This window comes from Candidatus Competibacteraceae bacterium (assembly GCA_016699715.1).
Lineage (GTDB): Bacteria > Pseudomonadota > Gammaproteobacteria > Competibacterales > Competibacteraceae > Competibacter.
On the sequence record CP065007.1, the window covers coordinates 1,018,542 to 1,038,038 of the forward strand.

Here is a 19,497-nt window from a genome sequence, read left to right on the forward strand (position 1 = left end):
TGTGGGACAGGCATCGGAGCTGAGGGGCGCCGCCATGTTCCTGTCCGATCTGTTCATCCAACGGCCGGTGTTCGCCATCGTCGTCAGCCTGCTGATCGTGGTCGGCGGGGTCATGGCCGTGCGCGATTTGCCGGTGCGCGAACTGCCGGATGTCGATGCCTCGGTGGTGACCGTCACCACCACTTACACCGGCGCGGCGCCGGCCATCGTCGATACCGAGATCACCGAAGTCATCGAGGGCGCGGTGGCCCGGATCGATGGGGTCAAGCGCATCGAATCCGGCTCCAGCGAAGGTGTCGGCCAGACCCGGATCACCTTCACCACCGGTCGGGACATCGACAGCGCCGCCGCCGACGTGCGCGAGGCGGTGGGTTCGGTGAGCAACCGCTTGCCGGAGGAAGCCGACGAGCCGCGGGTAGTCAAGGCCGACAGCGACAGCCAACCGGTGATGCGGGTTTCCCTGACCAGCGACCGCCTGTCCGGCGAGGAACTGACCGATCTGGCCGAACGGGTGGTGGTGGACCGCTTGGCCACGGTGTCCGGGGTGGGGGAGGTGACGGTGAGCGGCGCCCGCCGCCGCGCCATCCGGGTCTGGCTGGACAGCGAGGCCTTGGCGGCGCGCGGTCTGACCGTCGGCGACGTCGAGACCGCCTTGCGCCGGGCCAACGTGGAACTGCCCTCCGGCCGGCTGGAATCCAGCAACCGGCAACTGGCGGTGCGGGTCGATAGCCGACTGAAAACCATCGAGGAATTCCGCAATCTCGCCATCGCCCAGCGCGACGGTTACCCGATCCGCCTGTTCGAACTGGCCAAGGTGGAGCCGGGGGTAGAGGACGACCGTTCCCTGGTGCGCACCAACGGCGAGAACTCCATCACCTTGCGGGTCATCCGCCAGTCCAGAGCCAATACCCTGGCGGTATCGGCCGGCGTGCGCGCCGAGCTGGAGCGTATCCGCCCGCAACTGCCGGACGGGGTGCGGATGATCGTCGCCACCGACGACGCCCTGTTCATCCAGGCCAGCATCGACGAGGTCGTGGTGACGCTCTTGATCGCGGTCGGTGTGGTGGTGCTGGTCATCTTCGCCTTCCTCTATTCGCTACGGGCCACCCTGATTCCGGCCTTGACCATCCCGGTCTCGATCATCGGTGCCTTCATGCTGCTGGCGGCGCTGGGGTTTTCGATCAATCTGCTGACCCTGCTGGCCCTGATCCTGGCCATCGGGCTGGTGGTGGACGATGCCATCGTGGTGCTGGAAAACGCCCAGCGCCGGGTGGATCACGGCGAGCCGCCGCTGGTCGCGGCCTATCGCGGTACCCGCCAGGTGACCTTCGCGGTGCTGGCCACCAGCGCGGTGCTGGTGGCGGTCTACGTGCCGCTGTCGCTGCTCGGCGGCGAGATCGGCAAGCTGTTTCGGGAATTCGGGCTGGTACTGGCGGCGGCGGTGGCGATTTCCACCTTCGTGGCGCTGTCGCTGACCCCCATGCTGTGCTCGCAACTGCTGGGGCGCGGCGCGACGCCCAATCGCTTCATGCGGGGGGCGGAACGCGCCTTCGCCGCTCTGGAACGCGGCTATCGGACCGCCTTGAACGGCGCGCTGGCGATGCCGCTGGTGGTGCTGGCCGCCGCCGCGCTGCTGAGCATCGCCGCGCTGCTGCTGTATCGCGATCTACCCCAGGAACTGGCGCCCAGCGAGGATCGCGGGGTGTTCTTCATCTCCGTCAAGGCGCCCGAAGGCGCGACGCTGGCGTTTACCGATGCCGGCGTGCGCAAGATCGAGCGGGTGCTACAACCCCTGTTCGAGCGCGGCGAGGCGTGGCGGCTGGTGTCGATCATCGGCCGCGGCGACAGCAATCGGGCGTTCGTGGTGGTCGGCCTCACCGACTGGAGCCAGCGCGCGCGCGGCCAGCAGGCCATCGTCAACGCGCTGCGCGGCGATTTGCGCGAGATTCCCGATCTGCGGGCCATTCCGATCAGCCGCTCCAGCCTGGGGCGCGGCGCCAGCTCGCAAGCGGTGCAACTGGTGATCGGCGGGCCGGACTATCCGACCGTGGTGGCCTGGAGCGAGGCGGTCATGGCCCGCGCCCGCGACAATCCGGGGCTGACCTCCATTGATAGCGATTATCAGGCCAACCAGCCCACCCTGCGGGTCGAGATTAACCGCGCCCTGGCCGACGAACTGGGCATCCCGGTCGAGCGCATCGCCGCCACCTTGCAGACCCTGCTGGCCTCGCGCGAGGTGACCACCTACATCGACCGGGGCCGCGAGTACGAGGTGTTGCTGCAGGCACAAGCCGCCGACCGGCGCCAGCCGGGCGATCTGCGGGGGATCTTCGTGCGCGCCGACAAGAACGGCGAACTGGCGCCGCTCGGCGCGGTGGTCGATCTGCGCGAGGACGACTCGGCGCTGACCCTGCGCCGCTTCGACCGCCTGCCGGCGGTTACCATCGATGCTTCGCTGGTTGGCGACTACGATCTCGGCCGAGCCATTGCCGATCTCAATCGCATCGCCGCCGAAACCCTGCCGGCGGAGGCGCGTGTCTCGTTGACCGGTGCCGCCGAGTCGTTTCTGGAAACGTCGGGCGGCTTGTATTTCACCTTCGGCCTGGCGCTGCTGATCGTGTTTCTGGTGCTGGCCGCCCAGTTCGAGAGCTTCATCCATCCGTTCATCATCCTGCTGACCGTGCCGGTCGGGGTGACCGGCGCCTTGCTGGCCTTGCTGCTGACCGGTCAGTCGATCAATCTCTACAGCCAGATCGGTTGCGTGTTGCTGATCGGCCTGATGGCCAAGAATGGCATTCTGATCGTGGAATTCGCCAATCAGATGCGGGCGCAAGGCCTGGACGTGCGAGCTGCCGTGCTGGCCGGCGCCAGCCAGCGCCTGCGACCGATTCTGATGACCGTGCTGTCCACGGTGCTGGGGGCGTTGCCGCTGGCGCTGGCGACCGGGGCCGGCGCCGAAAGCCGGCTCGCCATCGGTGTGGTGGTAATCGGCGGGTTGCTGCTGTCCACCGCGCTGACGCTGTTTCTGACCCCGGTGCTATACGATCTATTGGCGCGGTTTACCCGGCCGGTCAACGCCATCGAGCAGCGATTGACGGCGCAATTGCGCGGCGAAGCGCCCGCCGTTCCGCCCGCGAGTAGCCCACCAGGATTGCGCGAGCGGGTTTAGGCTGCCGGCCGGCGGTGCTGGCGGCCGGCAGGGCGCAAATGACTCATTATAAAAAGGGGTTTGTGTTGCGGCCGTTAGCGTATAATCGCCCACCGGCCAGAAGTTTTGCAGCGTCCGAAAGTCGTGCTCTTCGTCAACGTGTGCGCCTTGGTTGAATTGTCGTCGCCCATGAAACCGTTTTTGCAGCGTTACCTGCCCGATCCGCAGCACTTGCGCGCGCATAAGAATCTCCGTTTTCTCGGGGAACTGCTGCACGATCCCCGTCTGTGGCATTTCAGTCGCCGTCCCACCGTGCGCGGGCTGGCGGCCGGCATGTTTTTCGCCTTCATTCCTTTTCCATGGCAGATGCTGCTGGCCGCCACCGCCGCGGCTTGGTTGCGCTTCAACTTGCCGGTGGCGGTGGCGATGGTCTGGATCACCAATCCGCTGACCATGCCCCTCATCTTTTACCTCACCTACCGGTTTGGCGCTTGGCTGCTGGGTAGCCCGCCGCAAAGCTGGACATTCGAGCTTTCGCTGCATTGGCTATTGCAACAGGCCGGCGTCATCGGCCTGCCGTTGCTGGTCGGCTCGCTGGTCGTGGGCGTGGTGGCGGGAACTTTCACCTTCTGCATCGCTCACCTGTTCTGGCGCTGGTATATCGTCAACAAATTTCGGCGGCGGCGGCGGGTTGCACCCTGCTCCGGCTGAGACGCTTTGGCCAGGCTGAAGTCCTTGCCATTATTATTGCGTCCACGGTAGCCCGTCTTTGATCAGCGCCTCCCCAACCAAGGTATCGTTTCACGTATGTCATCCCCCATTACCCAATTCGAACAACTGGCACTTTCCCCGCCGTTGCTGCAAAGACTGCAAGAACTCGGCTACGAAGCCCCTTCGCCGATTCAGGCGGCCACCATTCCCCACCTGCTGGACGGCCACGACCTGTTGGGCCAGGCGCAAACCGGCACCGGCAAGACCGCCGCCTTTGCCCTGCCGATATTGCAAAAACTGGATCTGGCCGAGCGGCGACCGCAGGCGTTGGTGCTGGCGCCCACCCGCGAGCTGGCCATTCAGGTCGCCGAAGCCTTCCAGGGCTATGCCCACCATCTGCCCGGCTTTCATGTGTTGCCCATCTATGGTGGTCAGAGCATGAGCAACCAGCTCCGCCAGCTCAAGCGCGGGGCGCATGTGGTGGTCGGCACGCCGGGCCGCATCATGGATCACCTGCGCCGGGAGAGTCTGGTGCTCGAAGGCTTGCGTACCCTGGTGCTGGACGAGGCCGATGAAATGCTGCGGATGGGCTTCATCGAGGATGTGGACTGGATCCTCGAACACACGCCGCCGCAGCGGCAGATCGCCCTGTTCTCGGCCACCATGCCCGAGCAGATCCGCCGGGTGGCGCACCGCCATCTACGCGATCCGCGGGAAGTGAAGATTCAGACCAGTACCGCCACCGTCATCTCGGTCCGGCAGCGCTATTGGCAGGTCAGCGGCCTGCATAAGCTCGACGCCCTGACCCGCATCCTGGAGGTGGAGGATGTCGACGCGGTGCTGGTGTTCGTGCGCACCAAGGTCGCCGCCACCGAACTGGCGGAGCGGCTGGAAGCGCGTGGCCACGCCTGCGCCGCCCTGCAGGGTGACATGAGCCAGGTGTTGCGCGAGCGCACCATCGAACAGCTCAAGAATGGCGGCCTCGATATCGTCGTCGCCACCGACGTGGCGGCGCGTGGGCTCGACGTGCCGCGCATCAGCCACGTCGTCAATTACGACATTCCCTACGACACCGAAGCCTATATTCATCGCATCGGCCGCACCGGCCGCGCCGGTCGTTCGGGCAATGCCATTCTCTTCGTCGCGCCGCGCGAGATGCGGATGCTGCGGGCTATCGAAAAGGCGACCCGTCAGCCCATCGAATCGATGCCGTTGCCGACTCGAAAAGTGATTGCGGCCCATCGCCTGACTCAGTTCAAGCAGCAGATCCTGGACGTGCTCGCCGCGGAAGATCTGGACTTTTTCCACGGTGTGGTCGCCCAACTGGAAAAGGAGCAGGAGATCAGCCCGAACGACATCGCCGCGGCGTTGACCTATCTGGCTCAGCGCGACCGCCCGTTGCGGGTCGAGGAAGCCGCCGATCCGGCGGAGGCCGCCAACGCCCGTGTCCGGTCAGAGGCGGAAGAGCCGGCGAGATCCGACAAACCGCGCAAACGTTCGAGAGAATCCGCCGATGCCGATCTGGTGCGCTACCGGCTCGAAGTCGGCCACCAGCACGGCGCGACCCCGCAGAATATCGTTGGCGCCATCGCCAACGAGGCGGGGATCGAAAGCCGCTATATCGGTCGTATCCAGATCCACGACGACTACAGCACGGTGGATCTGCCCGACGGCATGCCCACCGATATCTTCCAACATCTCAAGAAAGTCCGGGTGCGGCAGTGTATGTTGAACATCAGCCGCCTCGATGCAGCCGAACCGGAACGAAGACGGCCGGCTTCCAGAACCTCGGGTTCTCGGGAAAAACCGTTTAGGGAAGGCCAAGACAAACCGGCCGAGCGCAAACCCAGAAAGAAAAGTCCCGATCACCATCAGAATTCGTGAAGCGGTTCGAATCCGCTGGAGGATACAGCCATGCTCATGGTTTACGGGTTTCCCAACGCCCGTTCCAGCCGGGTGATCTGGGCACTGGAGGAGGTCGGCGCGGAGTACGAATATGTCCATGTCGATCTCAAGGCCGGCGCTGGCTGGCGGCCCGAGTATCTGGCCCTCAACGCCGGAGGCAAGGTGCCCACTCTGGTCGATGGCGACTTCGTGCTGACCGAGTCGGGCGCGATTTGTACCTATATCGGTGATCGGTTTCCAGCCACGGGGCTGACCCCGCCGGTCGGCGGCCGGGAACGTGCCCGCTACAACCAGTGGTGCTACTTCGTCTTGAGCGAACTGGAGCAGCCGCTTTGGACCATCGGCAAGCACACCTTCGCTCTGCCCGAACGGCGACGGGCGCCGGCGGTGCTGGATACCGCGCGCTGGGAGTTTCCGGTGGCGGCCAAGGTGTTGGCCGAAGGGCTCGGCCGACGCGAGTTCATGCTTGGCGACCGCTTTAGCGCCGCCGACATTCTGGTCGCGCACACGCTGGCTTGGGCACAAGCTCTCAAGCTGCCGCTGGAGCACGACAATCTGGAGTCCTATGCCGCGCGTCTGCTGGCGCGTCCAGCCTGGGCGCGGGCCCGGGAGCGGGAACAGGAGGTCTAGAGCCGAATCGCGCTCCCAAAGGGCAAAGCGAACCGCGAATCACGGCAATCGGGCGATGGCGCGGTTCGTTTTTGTGCCGCCGCTGGATTGCGCGGTGCCGCCATGGAGCCTGGCCAGCCGTTCCCAAACCCAGCCACCGGGAATCTCCCGACCCCGCAGTACATAATCGAGCGCGTTCTCGTTGTTCAGGGTGAGTTCGAGCGCGCGCCGCGCCGTCGCCTGGCCGACAAACAGCAACTGGTCGCCCGCCTGGACCGCGGTGTGGCGGTGCGGGAGCATCACGGCCGAAACGCCATCGTCTCGCGCCAGATACAGAACCCGGCACGCCAGTTCCTCGGCGCGATCGTGCGGGTCGCGCAGCAGGTCACCCAGCGCCGCCTCGTGATGGCCCTGCGCCAGCCAGTTCAACAGCGCCGGGGACTGGCTGGCGTCCACGCACACACTCCACACGGTTGGCGCTTGCCAGCCGAAGCGTTCGGTTAGCTGATCCAGCAGGGTACTGGCCCAGGACTCGCCGCGTTGCTTGATCTGCCACAGAAAGGGCGCCAGCAGGGGCGTGGTGAGGATCGCCAGACACTCCCGGGCGATGATCTGACTCGGCACGACGGTGAAATCGGATTCGAACGCGTCGAACAGCGCCTGATTGGCTTGCAGGTTCTGCCGCAACACCACGAACAGCGCGGGGTTCAGTTCCCGTGCCGTGACCACGATCGACAGATTGCTCATGTCCTCGCAGGTGCAGGCGGCGATGCCCACGGCGTTTTCAATGCCGGCTTCCAACAGGGCGGGCACCCCGGTGCCATCGCCGCGCACCCAATGTCGTTGCGTGTCGTCCGGAGGCGGGTCGTGGTCGATGATGGTCACCAACACGCCTTCCTGTTCCAAAGCCGACACCATGGCTTTCCCGAAGCGACCGTAGCCACACAGCAGCCAGTGACCGCGCGGAGGATCGCGATGCGGGACGACCAGCGTACCGGGGACGCCGGTCAGCCATTCCAGCAGGTGGTAGGCCGCCGGCGCGTTCAGGGCCAGCGCCAGGTAGTGGCCGAATTTATCAAAAGGATTGATGATGTGGCGGGTGCCGAAAGACGCCATGTTAGTGGCCGTTTCGGCGGTTTCGGCCCGGCACAGCGCGGGCAATTCGGGCGCCAGCAGGCGGGCGCAGATGGCGATGGCCCGGTTGGCGTGGTCGTCGTTGGTCAGGGCGATGATGCCCAGGCAGCTGCGATGGGTCAGCCCCGCCAGCTTCAGGATTTCCGGCTGCCGGGCGTCGGCCACCAGTGCCGGGATATCGGCGGAGTGGCCGTGTAGATCGAGTTGGCTGACCCGGGACTCTTCGATTTCGACCACCACCGCTCGCATCCCCAGCTGGTCGAGCGCACGGCAAATCAGTTGCCCGGTTTCGCCGTAGCCGCATACCAGATAGAACGGTTCCCGCAGAAGCCGCACTACTCGATTGAAGCGCTGCACGCGCACGGCGTTCTGGAAGTTCTTGTCTTGCAGCAGCGCCAGCAGGGCGCCGATCGAATACGCCCAGCCAATCACCGACAGGTAGATGCAGAGGATGATCCACAGTCGCTGCGACTCCGAAAAGGCGTTGGGGATTTCTCCGAAACCGATGGTGGTCGCGGTGTAGCTGATGAAATAGAAGGCATGAAAAAAACTCATCCGGGTCGGCTGGCCTTCGGCGTCGATGCCGGGGATCAGCGTCAGGCCCAGCACCGAGACCGCATAGATCAGGATGAGCGTGATCAGCGGCGCCCGCATCCGCCGCAGCGCTAAAAAAAAGGTGCTTTCCTGGATGTCCGGGTTCATCTTTTCTGCATGATGGTTTCGGCGATCAGGATCACCATCGACACGATATTGGCGAACAGTGCGCCGCCGGAGAGCGAGACCACCTTGGCGGTGGTTTCCGGGGTCAGGTCGGCGCCGACCACCTGGGTGCCGTAGCTCCAGACCAGCGCCGCCGCGATCAGTTGCAGATCCGCCACCAGGCTGGTGGACAGATGGATCGCGCCGATGTGGGTGCGGTCGCCGAACTTGAGCACCGTGGCGATCAGATTGACCACGATGGCGGCGAATAACTCATACACGTCGTGATGGACGGGATTGTCGATGTCGCCGACAAAAAAGCCGAAGTTCAGGGTGGCGGCGAGGACGATGAAGAAACCGAAAATGACTTTTTCGAGGTTCATGGGGGTGGCTGTTCCAGGGGCCGGGATTCTTTGGGTTTCCGAGGCTCGTTTCGAGGATGGCGGCCAATATAATACGGGCGGCGACCTTGACCAATACTTCCCGAAACCCCGCCGTAACCCAGGAGCCCCATGAAACTGCTCGCTCTCGATACCGCCACCGAAGCCTGCTCCGCCGCCGTGTGGGTGGACGGCGCCGTGTGGGAACGCTACGAACTGGCGCCGCGTCGCCACGCCGCCCTGATTCTGCCGATGATCGAGTCGGTGCTGGCCGAAGCCGGCCTGAGCCCAAAGCAACTGGATGTCGTTGCCTTCGGGCGCGGGCCGGGCGCTTTCACCGGGGTGCGGATCGCGGTCGGCATCGCGCAGGGTATCGCTTTCGCCGCCGATCTGCCGGTCGTTCCGGTATCCACGCTGGCGGCGCTGGCGCTGGGCGTGGGGCGGGAAACCGGATACTCCCGCCTTGCGGCGGCGCTGGACGCCCGCATGAGCGAGGTCTATTGGGGAACCTACGCCGTTACCGCCGACGATGCCGAATTGCTGGGGGAGGAGCGGGTGTGCGCGCCGGCGGCCGTGACCGCGCCGGCGGGGGACGGCTGGTTCGGCGCCGGCGGTGGCTGGCGGGTTCACGCGGCGGTTTTGTCCCGGCAACTGCCGGTGCGCGGCTGGTTGGAGGAGCGCTATCCCCGCGCCGCCGACGTGGCGCGGCTGGCGGCCGTTCCGCGCCAGCGCGCCGACTGGGTGTCTCCCGATCTGGCGCTGCCGGTCTACCTGCGCAACGAAGTGGTGAGCCAACGGGTCGCCAGTTCCCGTTAGAGATTTTATCGGTTGGAAAGCACGCCGCCGTTGATTAGCATAGGGCGAGAACCGCGAGCGGCCTCGCGGTCGATAAGCTCTAAAAAAGTAAACGGAACAGACCCACCATCGTGAGGATGCCACATGAATGCCGCGACCATCGTCGATCCGCTCCACAGCAAGGCGCTGCCGGATCTGGTGCGCAAGCTGTTGGCGGCCCGCCAGCAAAGTCTGGTGTTGTACAACAAGTTGGCGGCGCTGAAACCGTTCACGCTGGCCGAGCCGGTTCGGCACCTGCTGCGCCAGTTTCGCCAGTCGCTGATCGACTACCTGGCGCTGGGGCCATTCGAGGTCTATCAGGCGCTGGAAGAGCAGCCGGGCGATTCGCCTTACTGCCCGGCCCGCGATCTGGCCCGGCAGCTTTATGCGCCCATCGCCAGCACCACTCAGGTGGCGCTGGCCTTTCACGACCGCTACGGCGGCACGCCGTCCGCCGCGGAACTGGCCGGACTGGAGGATGAGCTGTCGCGTTTGGGCGAGAATCTGGCGGAACGCATTGAGCTGGAGGACCGGATCGTCGCCGCCTTGCGCGGCGCGGCGCCGCCACAGCCGTAAATCCGCGCACTGGCGCCGATGTCAATAGCCGCGCAGCCAGTCCGGCCTTAGCGCCAGCCGACCGCTCAGAGCCGTCGCCAGCGTGCCCAGCAGCGCCGTCCGATCTCGCGGCAGGATGCCGGCCAGCGCCAGGGCGTTGGAGGCGTGGTTGGAGCGGAAGGTGAGCGGCGCGGGTGGGTCCAGCCGCTCGATCAGCCGGGCCTGTTCCTCCAGCAACGCTGAGTCGTCCTGCCATTGGAACGGTTCGCGAAACTTGCGGCGAAACTCGTCCTCGATCGTCGGTTCGAGCATCAACTGCAAGGTGGACAGGTAATCCAGCTCGACCCGATTGACCAGTTCGGCGGTGGCGTCGATGTGCTCTCGCCAGTAGGCTTGTCCGCCCAGCCCGAGAATCATCGTCGCCGACAGGGTCAAGCCCGCCTGTTTGGCCTTGGTCAGTCCAGTGACCATCACTTCCGGCGTGGCGCCCTTGGTGATTCGTTTCAGCAAATCCGCCGAACCGGTTTCGATGCCGTAATACAATAGCGTCAGCCCGCCATTCCGTAGTTGCCGCAGTTCGTCGATCGATTTCTTGAGTAGATTGGCGGGCAGGGCATAGCTAGACACCCGCTCCAGTTGGGGGAAGGCAAGGCGCAGGGATTGCAGGATCGCCAATAGCTGTTCGGTCGGCGTGGCCAGCGCGTCGCCGTCGGCCAGAAAGACCCGCCGGGTGTCGGGATACCGCCGTGCCACGGCCTGAATGTCGGCGTTGACCGCATTCGGCGGCCGGATGGCGAAAGTCTTGGTCCGGTACATCGAGCAGAAGCTGCACCGGTTGAAGCTGCAACCCAGCGTGGCTTGCAGGATGAAACTGCTGGCCTCGGAGGGGGGGCGCCAGAGCGGCATGTCGTAGTCGATCAGCATGGTAGCCTCCAAGGAAGCGCCGGTATCCACCGGCCGAACAAACAGCTTACCACCGATCCGTTACTGGTCGCGTTACGGCAAAACGATGAAGACCGATTGTCTGGTGGTGGGTACTTCGATGTACCACGGGATATCGATTGGAGGTGGTTGACGATGTGCTTGACATGGATAGCGATAGTCGCATCCCCGCTGGATGAGGAAGGAATCGGCTCCAAGCCGACTCATCGTGGAAACCGCCTCGCAACCGTCTCTCCACTCCTATAATCAATCACCACGTTCCCCAGAAAACCTCGGTTGCAACGACACTCAACTGATTAGTACTCGATCGGAGGAGATTCCAATGGGATTCATTCAAAGTTACGACGATCTGCCCATGAACTGGGTCGGCGATTGGGCGGGACGCCGTGCTACCCTGACGCCCAATCGGACTGCCCTGTACGACTCCTTCACCCAACAGTCCTACACCTTTCGGGAAATGAACGACCGGGCTTGTCGGGTGGGAACTTATCTGAGCGACGTGCTGGGACTGCGCAAGGGAGAGGTGATCGCGCTGATTTGTCGCAACCGGATCGAGGCGATCGACCTTTATTTGGCCTGCGGAAAACTGGGGATCATCTTGGCGCCGTTGAGCCAGCGTTTGAAAAAGCCGGAACTGGAGGATTTACTGGCGCGTCTCCAGCCCAGCGCCCTCGTTTACGAGCACTTATTCACCGAACCGGTCGCTTCCCTGTCGATGCCCACATCGGCTCGATCAATCATCGATATCGACGATGAGCGAAACTTTTTCGAAAACGTCATCCTGAAGACCGACGCCAGAGAGGTGAACGTTCCACTGGCGATGAACGATAGCTGCCTCTACGTCCATACCGGCGGCACGACCGCCGTGCCGAAAATCTGCATCGTGTCGCATCGGCAAATGGTCTGGAACGCGGTCGATATTCTTGCCACTGGCCTTGCCGGCGCTTACGGAACCGTGCTGATCACCTTTCCTTTCTTTCACATCGGCGGATGGAACACCTTTACGCCGCTGTTTTACGCGGGCATCACCGGCATCTTGATGCGCGAATTCAATCCCGGCCTGATGCTGGAACTGATCCACGAAGGGCGCGTCGAGAACTTTGGCGCGGTGGAAGCCATGCTGCAATTCCTGATCGCTCATCCGAAGTTTGGAGAAACCGATTTTTCCAGGTTGAAAACGATCACCACCGCCGCCGCGCCTTGTTCGAAAGCGGTCATGCAAGTCTTCCTGGATAAAGGGATTCCTGTCAGTCAGACCTATGGGATGACCGAGGCCGGCCCCTCTAATTTTGCCTACATCCCCCGTTCTGATTCGCTGGAGGAATTACTGACCTATTCGGCCAGTATCGGCACGTCCATGTTTCACTGCGACGCCAAGATCGTCGATCCGGAATCCCGACAAGACGTGGCGCCCGGCGAAACGGGCGTATTGTGTCTGCGCAGCCCGCATAACTTCGACGGCTATCTCCATGATCCGGCACGGACCGAGCAGGTCATCGATCGAGAAGGCTGGATTTATACGGGCGATTTGGCCGAGCAGGATCGGGATGGCTTGGTTTTCATTAAAGGGCGGGCGGACAACATGTTCATTTCCGGGGGAGAAAACATCTCGCCGGAAGAGATCGAGCAAGCTTTGAGCAGGCATCCCGCCATCGCCGGGGCGATTTGCGCCGGTATTCCCGATCCGAAATGGGGACAAGCGCCGGTCGCGCTCGTCATTTTCCATGCCGGCGGAAGTGTCACGGAAGAAGAGCTTAAGCTATTTTGTCGGGACTATTTGGCCGATTACAAGGTACCCAGGCAAATCCGAGCGGTTGCCGAATTGCCCCTCACCGGCGCCGGAAAACTGAATCGCAATGCCGTCGTCACCCACTATGCGGGTGGCGCGTGACCCGGAGGTTGCGCCGACCGTGGATCGTGTCGCCCTGTTGGGGCTGGCGAACTGGCTAGCCATGGATTTTTCCACCGCTGTGATCCCGAGGCACTTGCTTGTGTTGTCTCTTTCCCCACCGTTGCCGCCTTATGGTTCGACTCAATCCACGCGACCGCCTGTTTGGGAATCCTGGCGGGAACGCCCGCCTCACCTTGCTGGTTGCTACTTGAATAATTGTAGTTATTGGTGAATCCTGCCATGTTTGGTGGCCGGTTGATGGTCCGTTTTTCCGCGATAATCGTTTACAATTCCCGCCGCGACCACTGGTTCCTTTAAAGTTGTGGTTAGGTTAACATTATAATTTATAAAGCGTATTATCACTTTTTGTCGAGGCAGCGCATGGCGCGAATCAAATTGGACCTGCCGACGGATTTTCCGTTTGTCACCGAGCTGCGGGTGCGGGTCACCGATGTCAATTATGCCGGGCATGTGGGCAACGATGCCCTGCTGGGCCTGTTGCAGGAGGCACGGGCGCGGTTCTTGGCGCAATACGGACTGGGCGAACTGGATATCTTTGGCCTCGGCCTGGTCGTGACCGACAGCGTCGTCCTCTATAAATCCGAGGCGTTCCCTGGCGAGATACTGGAGATCGCGGTGGCCGTCGTGGATTTCAATAAATATGGCTGTGATTTCGTCTACCGGGTGACCGAACGGACCGGCGGGCGCGAAGTGGCGCGAGCCAAAACCGGCATTGTATTCTTCAACTACCGGAAACGTGCGGTTCAACCCGTGCCGCAACCCTTCCTCGATCTGTTCCCGCACGATGTCGCCGTCTCTTAAACCGTCGGCCGCCCGGTCCTGGTTACCGGTCCGCCTGCTGCTGGCCGTGGGCGCCAGCATGGGCGTTGCGGTGCTGCTGGTGCTGGTGCTGTATATCACCGATCTCGGACTGTCGGTATGGGATCGCCTGCATCGGGCGCCCACCACGTTCTGGGTGATTTACCTGCTGGTGCTGGGTCTGTTGAGCATGGGCGGGGCCTACCTGGTCTGGCGGGTGTTGCGCTGGGGCCGGCCGGCTGGCAAATCCCGCCCGGCCACGCCCACCAAGCCGCCGGACGAAGGGACCCTGGTCGTCGAAGTGGAGAAACACGACAAGGACGGCGTGCCGGTGGATCACATCCGCCGCGAGTTGGAAGAATTGCAGCGGCGGCGGGCGGCGGGCGAGATCATCGTGGCGGTGTTCGGCGAGATCAGTACCGGTAAATCTTCAATGATCCGCACCTTGCTGCCGGGCACTGACATTGCGGTCGACGTGCGCGGCGGCACCACCCGGGAAGTGACCAATTACACTTGGACCAGCCCGGCTGGGGATCGGCTGATTCTGGTCGACCTGCCGGGCCTGAATGAAGCGGATGGCGCGCTGGACCGGGAAGCCCGCGACGAAGCGCTGCGCGCCCATGTGGTGATCTATGTCTGCGAAGGCGACCTGACCCGCGACCAGTATCAGGCGCTGCGGACGCTGGTGGAGCTGGGCAGCCCGGTGATTTTGGCGCTGAACAAGATCGATCGCTTGATCGGCGGGGAACTGGAGTTGGTGCGCGAACGCCTGGGCGAGCGGGTGGGCGAGGGGGTGGAAGTGGCGCCGGTGCAGTGCGGCGGCGTGGAAGAAGTCACCCGTATCTATCACGATGGCCGCGAGGAAACCACCCTGCGCGAACGCAAGCCGCGGGTCGAGGATCTGCGCCGAGCCTTGCAGCGCTATCTTGATACCGACCCGCAAGTTCTGGACGGTTTGCGCGATACCGCGGTGTTCGTGCTGGTCCAGCAGAAGCTGGATGAGGCGGTCGCCCAACACCGCCGCCAGCGGGCCGAGGAGATCGTTCAGGGGTATTCCCGCAAGGCGGTGTTCGGCGCGCTGGCGGCGGTCGGGCCGGGGACCGACGTATTGATCCAGGGCTATCTGGGTATCCGATTGCTCAAGGAGCTGTGCGCGCTGTACGAAGTACCGGCGCGCGAGGTCGATATGCAGCGCTTCCTGGATCTGGCCGGCAACCAGATCAAGCGCAGCCTCAACCTGCTGCTGGCGCTGGTCGGCAACGTGTTCAAGGCGTTTCCGGGGATGGGTACGGTGGTGGGCGGCATGTTGCACGCCGTGGTCTATGGATTGATATTCGAAAGCCTGGGGAAGGCGGTGGCCCGCTCCCTGGAAAGTCGTGGCGACCTGGTGAGCGGACCCACCTTGCGGATGTTCGAGGATGACTTGAGTGAAAATCTGGAAGCGCGTGCAAAGCGTTTACTCCAACTGGCTTGGACGCGACAGCGAGGCGATGAAGGTGCTGGAACCGCAACCGGCTAACGGCGACGGGCATCTGGCCCTGGCCCGCGAGAGCCTGCGCGAGCTGCTGGACGACCAGCGGGTGCCGCCGCCGGTGCGCGCGGCGCTGGCGGAGGAGTACCGGCAACTGCAAGTGTTGCTGGAAAAGATCGAACAGGGCCATATCCATATCGCCGTGTTCGGCCGGGTCAGCGTCGGCAAGTCGGCGCTGCTCAACGCCCTGCTGGGCGAGACGCGGTTTTCGACCAGCCCGCTGCACGGCGAGACCACCCGCGCCACTCACGCCCGCTGGCAGGAATACGACGCCGGCGGGGTGTTTCTGATCGACACCCCCGGCATCAACGAAGTATCCGGCGAAGCCCGCGAGCAGCTTGCTCACGACGTGGCGAGTCGCAGCGATCTGGTCATGTTCGTGGTGGACGGCGATATCACCGATACTGAGCTGAAGGCGCTGCGGCAGGTGAAGGGCGTGGCCCAGCGGCTGGTGCTGGTGCTGAACAAGATCGACCGTTATACCCCGACCGATCGCGAGCTGTTGCTGGAAACACTGCGTCGGCGCAGCGTCGGGCTGATCCAGCCGCGGGACATTCTGACCGTCGCCGCCCAGCCGGCCGAGCGCATCGTGATTCTGGTGGACGCCGAGGGCAACGAGACCGAGACCCGCCGCCGGCCGACGGCCGACGTGACCGTGTTGCGCGAGCGGATCTGGGACATCCTCAAGGCCGAGGGCAAGACCATGGCGGCGCTCAACGCCGGCTTGTTCGCCGGCCGCTTCTCCGACCGTTTGAGCCGCGAGATCGTCGCCATCCGCCGCGACCTGGCCGACAAGGTGGTGCGCAAGTATTGCCTGGCCAAGGGCGTGGCGGTGGCGCTGAACCCCATTCCCATTGCCGATATCCTGGCGGCGGTCGCCACCGACGCGGCGATGGTCGTGCATCTCGGCCGGGTTTACGGCCTGCCGATTAACCGGGTCGAGGCGGGGGCGCTGCTCAAGACCATCTTCACCCAACTGGTGTTTCTGATGGGCACGGTCTGGGTTATGAACCTGGCGGCGGCGGCGCTGAAGGGTATCAGTCTGGGGCTGTCGACGGTAGTGACCGCCGGGGCGCAGGGCGCGGTGGCCTGGTATGGCACCTATGTGGTTGGCCGGGCCGCCGAGCAGTATTTCGCCCAAGGCAAGTCCTGGGGCGAGGGCGGGCCGAAGCGAGTGGTGCAGGATATCCTCGACAGTCTGGACCGTGAATCGCTGCTGGCGCAGGCTCGCGACGATATCCTGGCGCGCTTGAAGCCGCTGTTTTGAGTTCGACCGCGAAGGAGTTGCCGGTCAAATAACTGTCCCGTTGCGCTAAAACGCCGCCGCCAGGTCGCGTGCTTCCGCCAGCATGGCTTGCCGTTCGGCCGGCGAAACGGTCGGCACCTGGTAGAACGCCCGATGGGTGACGGTGCGAACGCCGCAGGCCTCCAACACGCCTTCGGCCATCGGCCGCACCAGCAATTCGTGCCAGCGCAGACGCTGGTAAGTGGCCTCATCGCCGCCCAGCGTGTTGATGATCAAGGCTTTCTCGTGCGTCAATAGACCCTGCATGCCGGCTTCGGTGAAGTCGAAAGCGAATTTGCGCACGAACACCCGGTCGATCCAGCCCTTGAGAATGGCGGGGGGACCGAACCACCAGATCGGATAGATAAAGACCAGTCCTTGTGCCCAGCGGATGGCTTCCTGTTCCTGGTGAATGTCATTCGGCAGGTCGCCGCGCCAGTTGCGGATCAGATCCTCGCCGTCCAGCACCGAGCGAAACCGCAGCTGATACAGATCGCGAATGCAGGTCGCGTGTCCCCGTTCGCAAAGTTCGGCATCGACCGTTTCCAGAAGGGCCCGATTGAAACTGCGCGGGTTGGGGTGCGCGTAAACCAGCAGGATATTCATCTTCGAATCATGGCTCAGGCTACGCGCGCGCTGAAATCGTGACCGGCCAGGCTGAGCGTCAGCGCATCGCCGGAAGCGAGCGGGCCGACGCCGGACGGCGTGCCGGTCAGCACCACGTCGCCCGGTTGCAGGGTGAAGTGGGTGGAGATGTAGGCTAGCAGTTCGAAAATGCCGACCATCATCTGGCGAGTATTGCCCTGTTGACGCAATTCGCCGTTGACCCGCAGCGCCAGCTCGGTTGCCTGTGGTTCGGGCAGTGCCTCGGGTTTCAGAAACGGCGACAGTGGACAGGCGCCATCGAAAGCTTTGGCGGTTTCCCAGGGATGGCCTTTTTGCTTCAGTGTGTTCTGGAGATCGCGCAGGGTCAGATCCAGGGCGATGCCGTAACCGGCCACGGCCTGGCGGGCGGCCACGGCATCGGCGTTGCGCAGTTCCCGGCCCACCAGCACCGCCAGTTCCACTTCATGGTGGCAAGCGCCTCGTCCCGCCGGCAACTGGATCGCTTCGTCCAGCCCGATCAGCGCGGTGGCCGGTTTCATGAACAGGATGGGCGTTTCCGGCACCGCGTTGTTGAGTTCGCGGATGTGGTCGAGATAGTTGCGGCCGATGCAGACGACCTTGCCGGCCGGCTGTGCCAGCGGGTTGCCGTCCAGATAGCGGTGTTGGTAAGCCACGAAGATTCCCTTGTAGGCTGTCCGAAAGATTCGCGTCCGTTGGGTGGGAGGACGCGGATTAGAGCGGGCTGAAATGATCGTACACGGTCTGCCGCGCAGGCAAACAATTGGACCTTTCCCGCGAGAGCCGCGATGGGTCACAGCCTGAGTCGCGGGGGATTTTGGCGGAATGTTAAGCCGCTTTCCGCAAGGGCAGTTGGGTTCGCTTGCTCACATGGAGAACCTCGATGCCCACAATCCGCCCTTCGGCATCGTAGTCCATGATGATGCCAGGTTGGATTTCCTTGGATTCCTCCACCTCGGCCTCCGTCAATTCCAGATAAACCGCGTCGGCTTGGGGGTCGAACTCGAATTTCATGGGGCGCTCGCCTCGTTGTCGAAATAGGCCGTCACCACGATGACCGGATCGGTCGTTTCGTTGTAGATGACCCGGAGCATTCGGAAACCTTTCTCTGGGATCGGCCGCAATGCATGAGCCAAGGTCGGATCCACATCGTCATTTCCGGTATGTGTCGGATGGGTCAAGGTCATCTCGATCCACTCGGTACGGATTTTCCGCTTCAGGATTCGCTTGCGAGCATGATCGCTCAAAATGTAGTCCATGTCGTGCGCCCAACCCGTTTCGCCGGCAGCCAAAGTCCATGATGTATTGTCGGGTAAGCTCGCCGGGGTCGCAACGGTGGACACGATAAAAAACGCCAGCCCGAAGGCTGGCGAAGTGGATGTCCTGGGCCGGGCGAAGCCGGCCGGAACCCGCGCGCTAGGCGAAGTAGGTAGTGGCGATCTGGTCGTGCAGTTGACCCAGGCCGATCTGCAATTCATCGATGAATTCGTGCAGACCCTCGCGGGCGAGTTCCGGCACCGCCGCCGTGTTCAAGCGTTGTCTGAGGGCGGCGATGCTGGCGAGCGGCGTGGCGTTCTTGGGCAACTCCCGCAGGCAGATTTCCAACTGCGTCAGGCAATAGGCCACGGCGCGCGGCAGACATTCATCTTGCAACAGGAACTTGAGCACGTCGGGGCCGCCGACCCGCAGCCGCACCTGCTGGCGGTACATCTGGTAGGCGCTCAGCGATTTCAACACGCTCATCCATTGAATGTTCTCGAAAGGGTCCTGTTCCTGCCGTTCAGGCGTGACGGCCTGGGATTGCGACTGGGCCTGGCTGGTCTCGGTCGCCTCCTGTTCCTGCCGGGATTCCGCGACCGTCGCCGGCTGACCGGCGCGCGGCAGCAGGTTGGCCGAGCGCACGTCCAGAATACGGGTGGTCATGTCGGCCCGTTCCAGATAGCGGCCCAGCCGGACAAAATCGTAGGCGGCGGTGCGGCTCATGGCTCCGGACAGCATGCCGTTGATCTGTTGCGCGCCATGAATGACCCGACGCATGAATTCGAAACGGCCGCGCCGGGTGGGGATATGGTCGCGGGCGTAGATGTATAAGCCGTTGACCTGTTCCCAGACCTCTTGCGGCACGGTGTCGCGGGTGGTGCGCAGGTTCTCGCGGGCGGCGGCCAGGCTGGAAATAATCGAACTCGGATGATCGCGGTCGCTGATCAGAAACTTGAGCACGGTGGTTTCATCAGCCAGCCGGTTCGGGTCCTTCTCGAAGAACAATTTTTCGGCGCCGACGATGAAGATCAGCGGCAGCCAGCCAAAGGTGGTGTTGCGCGGCAGATCCAGCAGCAGGTTGCTATTGACGTTGATGATGCGAGCGGTGTCTTCGACCCGTTCGATTTGACGGGCCATCCAATAGATGTTTTGGGCGACGCGTGACAACAT

The 19,497-nt window shown here is 63.4% G+C and carries 18 protein-coding genes; 10 read left to right on the forward strand and 8 right to left on the reverse strand.

Annotated features, from left to right (window positions below; translation table 11 throughout):
* The first annotated feature begins 34 nt into the window (after positions 1-34).
* The 4 genes from IPM89_04615 (at position 35) to IPM89_04630 (ending at position 6,394) form a co-directional block, all read left to right on the forward strand.
* The gene (locus IPM89_04615) at positions 35-3,169 is read left to right on the forward strand and encodes an efflux RND transporter permease subunit (GenBank protein QQS55107.1); all 3,135 of its coding nucleotides are present in this window, start codon (positions 35-37) and stop codon (positions 3,167-3,169) included.
* 168 nt (positions 3,170-3,337) lie between these two features.
* Positions 3,338-3,859: a DUF2062 domain-containing protein gene (locus IPM89_04620; GenBank protein QQS55108.1), complete on the forward strand. Its 522-nt coding sequence runs from the start codon at positions 3,338-3,340 to the stop codon at positions 3,857-3,859.
* Positions 3,860-3,955: 96 nt separating this feature from the next.
* Positions 3,956-5,743 carry a DEAD/DEAH box helicase gene (locus IPM89_04625; protein QQS55109.1) on the forward strand — a complete coding sequence of 596 codons (1,788 nt, stop codon included), beginning with the start codon at positions 3,956-3,958 and terminating at the stop codon, positions 5,741-5,743.
* A gap of 30 nt (positions 5,744-5,773) precedes the next feature.
* Positions 5,774-6,394, forward strand: coding sequence for a glutathione S-transferase family protein (locus tag IPM89_04630; GenBank protein ID QQS55110.1), 621 nt, complete (start codon positions 5,774-5,776; stop codon positions 6,392-6,394).
* A 39-nt stretch (positions 6,395-6,433) separates the two neighbouring features.
* Here IPM89_04630 and IPM89_04635 read toward each other — a convergent pair whose 3' ends face one another.
* Together IPM89_04635 and IPM89_04640 are read right to left on the reverse strand one after the other, a co-directional pair.
* On the reverse strand, positions 6,434-8,209 hold the full coding sequence (locus IPM89_04635; GenBank protein QQS55111.1) for an NAD-binding protein: 1,776 nt from the start codon (positions 8,207-8,209) through the stop codon (positions 6,434-6,436).
* The gene (locus IPM89_04640; protein QQS55112.1) at positions 8,206-8,589 is read right to left on the reverse strand and encodes a hypothetical protein; all 384 of its coding nucleotides are present in this window, start codon (positions 8,587-8,589) and stop codon (positions 8,206-8,208) included. Before IPM89_04640 ends, IPM89_04635 begins: the two co-directional genes overlap by 4 nt.
* A gap of 129 nt (positions 8,590-8,718) precedes the next feature.
* Here IPM89_04640 and tsaB point away from each other — a divergent pair, with 129 nt between their 5' ends.
* Positions 8,719-9,402 carry a tRNA (adenosine(37)-N6)-threonylcarbamoyltransferase complex dimerization subunit type 1 TsaB gene (gene tsaB / locus IPM89_04645; protein ID QQS55113.1) on the forward strand — a complete coding sequence of 228 codons (684 nt, stop codon included), beginning with the start codon at positions 8,719-8,721 and terminating at the stop codon, positions 9,400-9,402.
* Positions 9,403-9,525: 123 nt separating this feature from the next.
* Positions 9,526-9,996, forward strand: coding sequence for an Rsd/AlgQ family anti-sigma factor (locus IPM89_04650; GenBank protein ID QQS55114.1), 471 nt, complete (start codon positions 9,526-9,528; stop codon positions 9,994-9,996).
* Between the two features lie 21 nt (positions 9,997-10,017).
* On the opposite strand, the gene IPM89_04655 is transcribed toward IPM89_04650, so the two are convergent.
* On the reverse strand, positions 10,018-10,899 hold the full coding sequence (locus IPM89_04655; protein ID QQS55115.1) for a radical SAM protein: 882 nt from the start codon (positions 10,897-10,899) through the stop codon (positions 10,018-10,020).
* A gap of 340 nt (positions 10,900-11,239) precedes the next feature.
* Here IPM89_04655 and IPM89_04660 point away from each other — a divergent pair, with 340 nt between their 5' ends.
* The 4 genes from IPM89_04660 (at position 11,240) to IPM89_04675 (ending at position 16,425) form a co-directional block, all read left to right on the forward strand.
* Entirely contained in the window at positions 11,240-12,808 is a 1,569-nt protein-coding gene (locus IPM89_04660) for an AMP-binding protein (GenBank protein QQS55116.1), read from the forward strand.
* A 381-nt stretch (positions 12,809-13,189) separates the two neighbouring features.
* A complete protein-coding gene (locus tag IPM89_04665) occupies positions 13,190-13,630 on the forward strand; it encodes a thioesterase family protein (protein ID QQS55117.1) in 441 nt (146 codons plus the stop codon).
* Entirely contained in the window at positions 13,614-15,146 is a 1,533-nt protein-coding gene (locus tag IPM89_04670) for a 50S ribosome-binding GTPase (protein ID QQS55118.1), read from the forward strand. Before IPM89_04665 ends, IPM89_04670 begins: the two co-directional genes overlap by 17 nt.
* On the forward strand, positions 15,118-16,425 hold the full coding sequence (locus IPM89_04675) for a GTP-binding protein (GenBank protein ID QQS55793.1): 1,308 nt from the start codon (positions 15,118-15,120) through the stop codon (positions 16,423-16,425). Before IPM89_04670 ends, IPM89_04675 begins: the two co-directional genes overlap by 29 nt.
* A 45-nt stretch (positions 16,426-16,470) precedes the next feature.
* Here the strand turns inward: IPM89_04675 and IPM89_04680 are convergent, their stop codons facing one another.
* The 5 genes from IPM89_04680 to IPM89_04700 form a co-directional block, all read right to left on the reverse strand.
* The gene (locus tag IPM89_04680; GenBank protein ID QQS55119.1) at positions 16,471-17,049 is read right to left on the reverse strand and encodes an NAD(P)H-dependent oxidoreductase; all 579 of its coding nucleotides are present in this window, start codon (positions 17,047-17,049) and stop codon (positions 16,471-16,473) included.
* 14 nt (positions 17,050-17,063) lie between these two features.
* Positions 17,064-17,723, reverse strand: a complete 660-nt coding sequence (locus IPM89_04685; GenBank protein QQS55120.1) for a fumarylacetoacetate hydrolase family protein — start codon at positions 17,721-17,723, stop codon at positions 17,064-17,066.
* 172 nt (positions 17,724-17,895) lie between these two features.
* Entirely contained in the window at positions 17,896-18,081 is a 186-nt protein-coding gene (locus IPM89_04690; protein QQS55121.1) for a DUF2283 domain-containing protein, read from the reverse strand.
* On the reverse strand, positions 18,078-18,410 hold the full coding sequence (locus IPM89_04695) for a DUF4258 domain-containing protein (protein ID QQS55122.1): 333 nt from the start codon (positions 18,408-18,410) through the stop codon (positions 18,078-18,080). Before IPM89_04695 ends, IPM89_04690 begins: the two co-directional genes overlap by 4 nt.
* 73 nt (positions 18,411-18,483) lie before the next feature.
* Positions 18,484-19,497, reverse strand: coding sequence for an alpha-E domain-containing protein (locus tag IPM89_04700; protein QQS55123.1), 1,014 nt, complete (start codon positions 19,495-19,497; stop codon positions 18,484-18,486).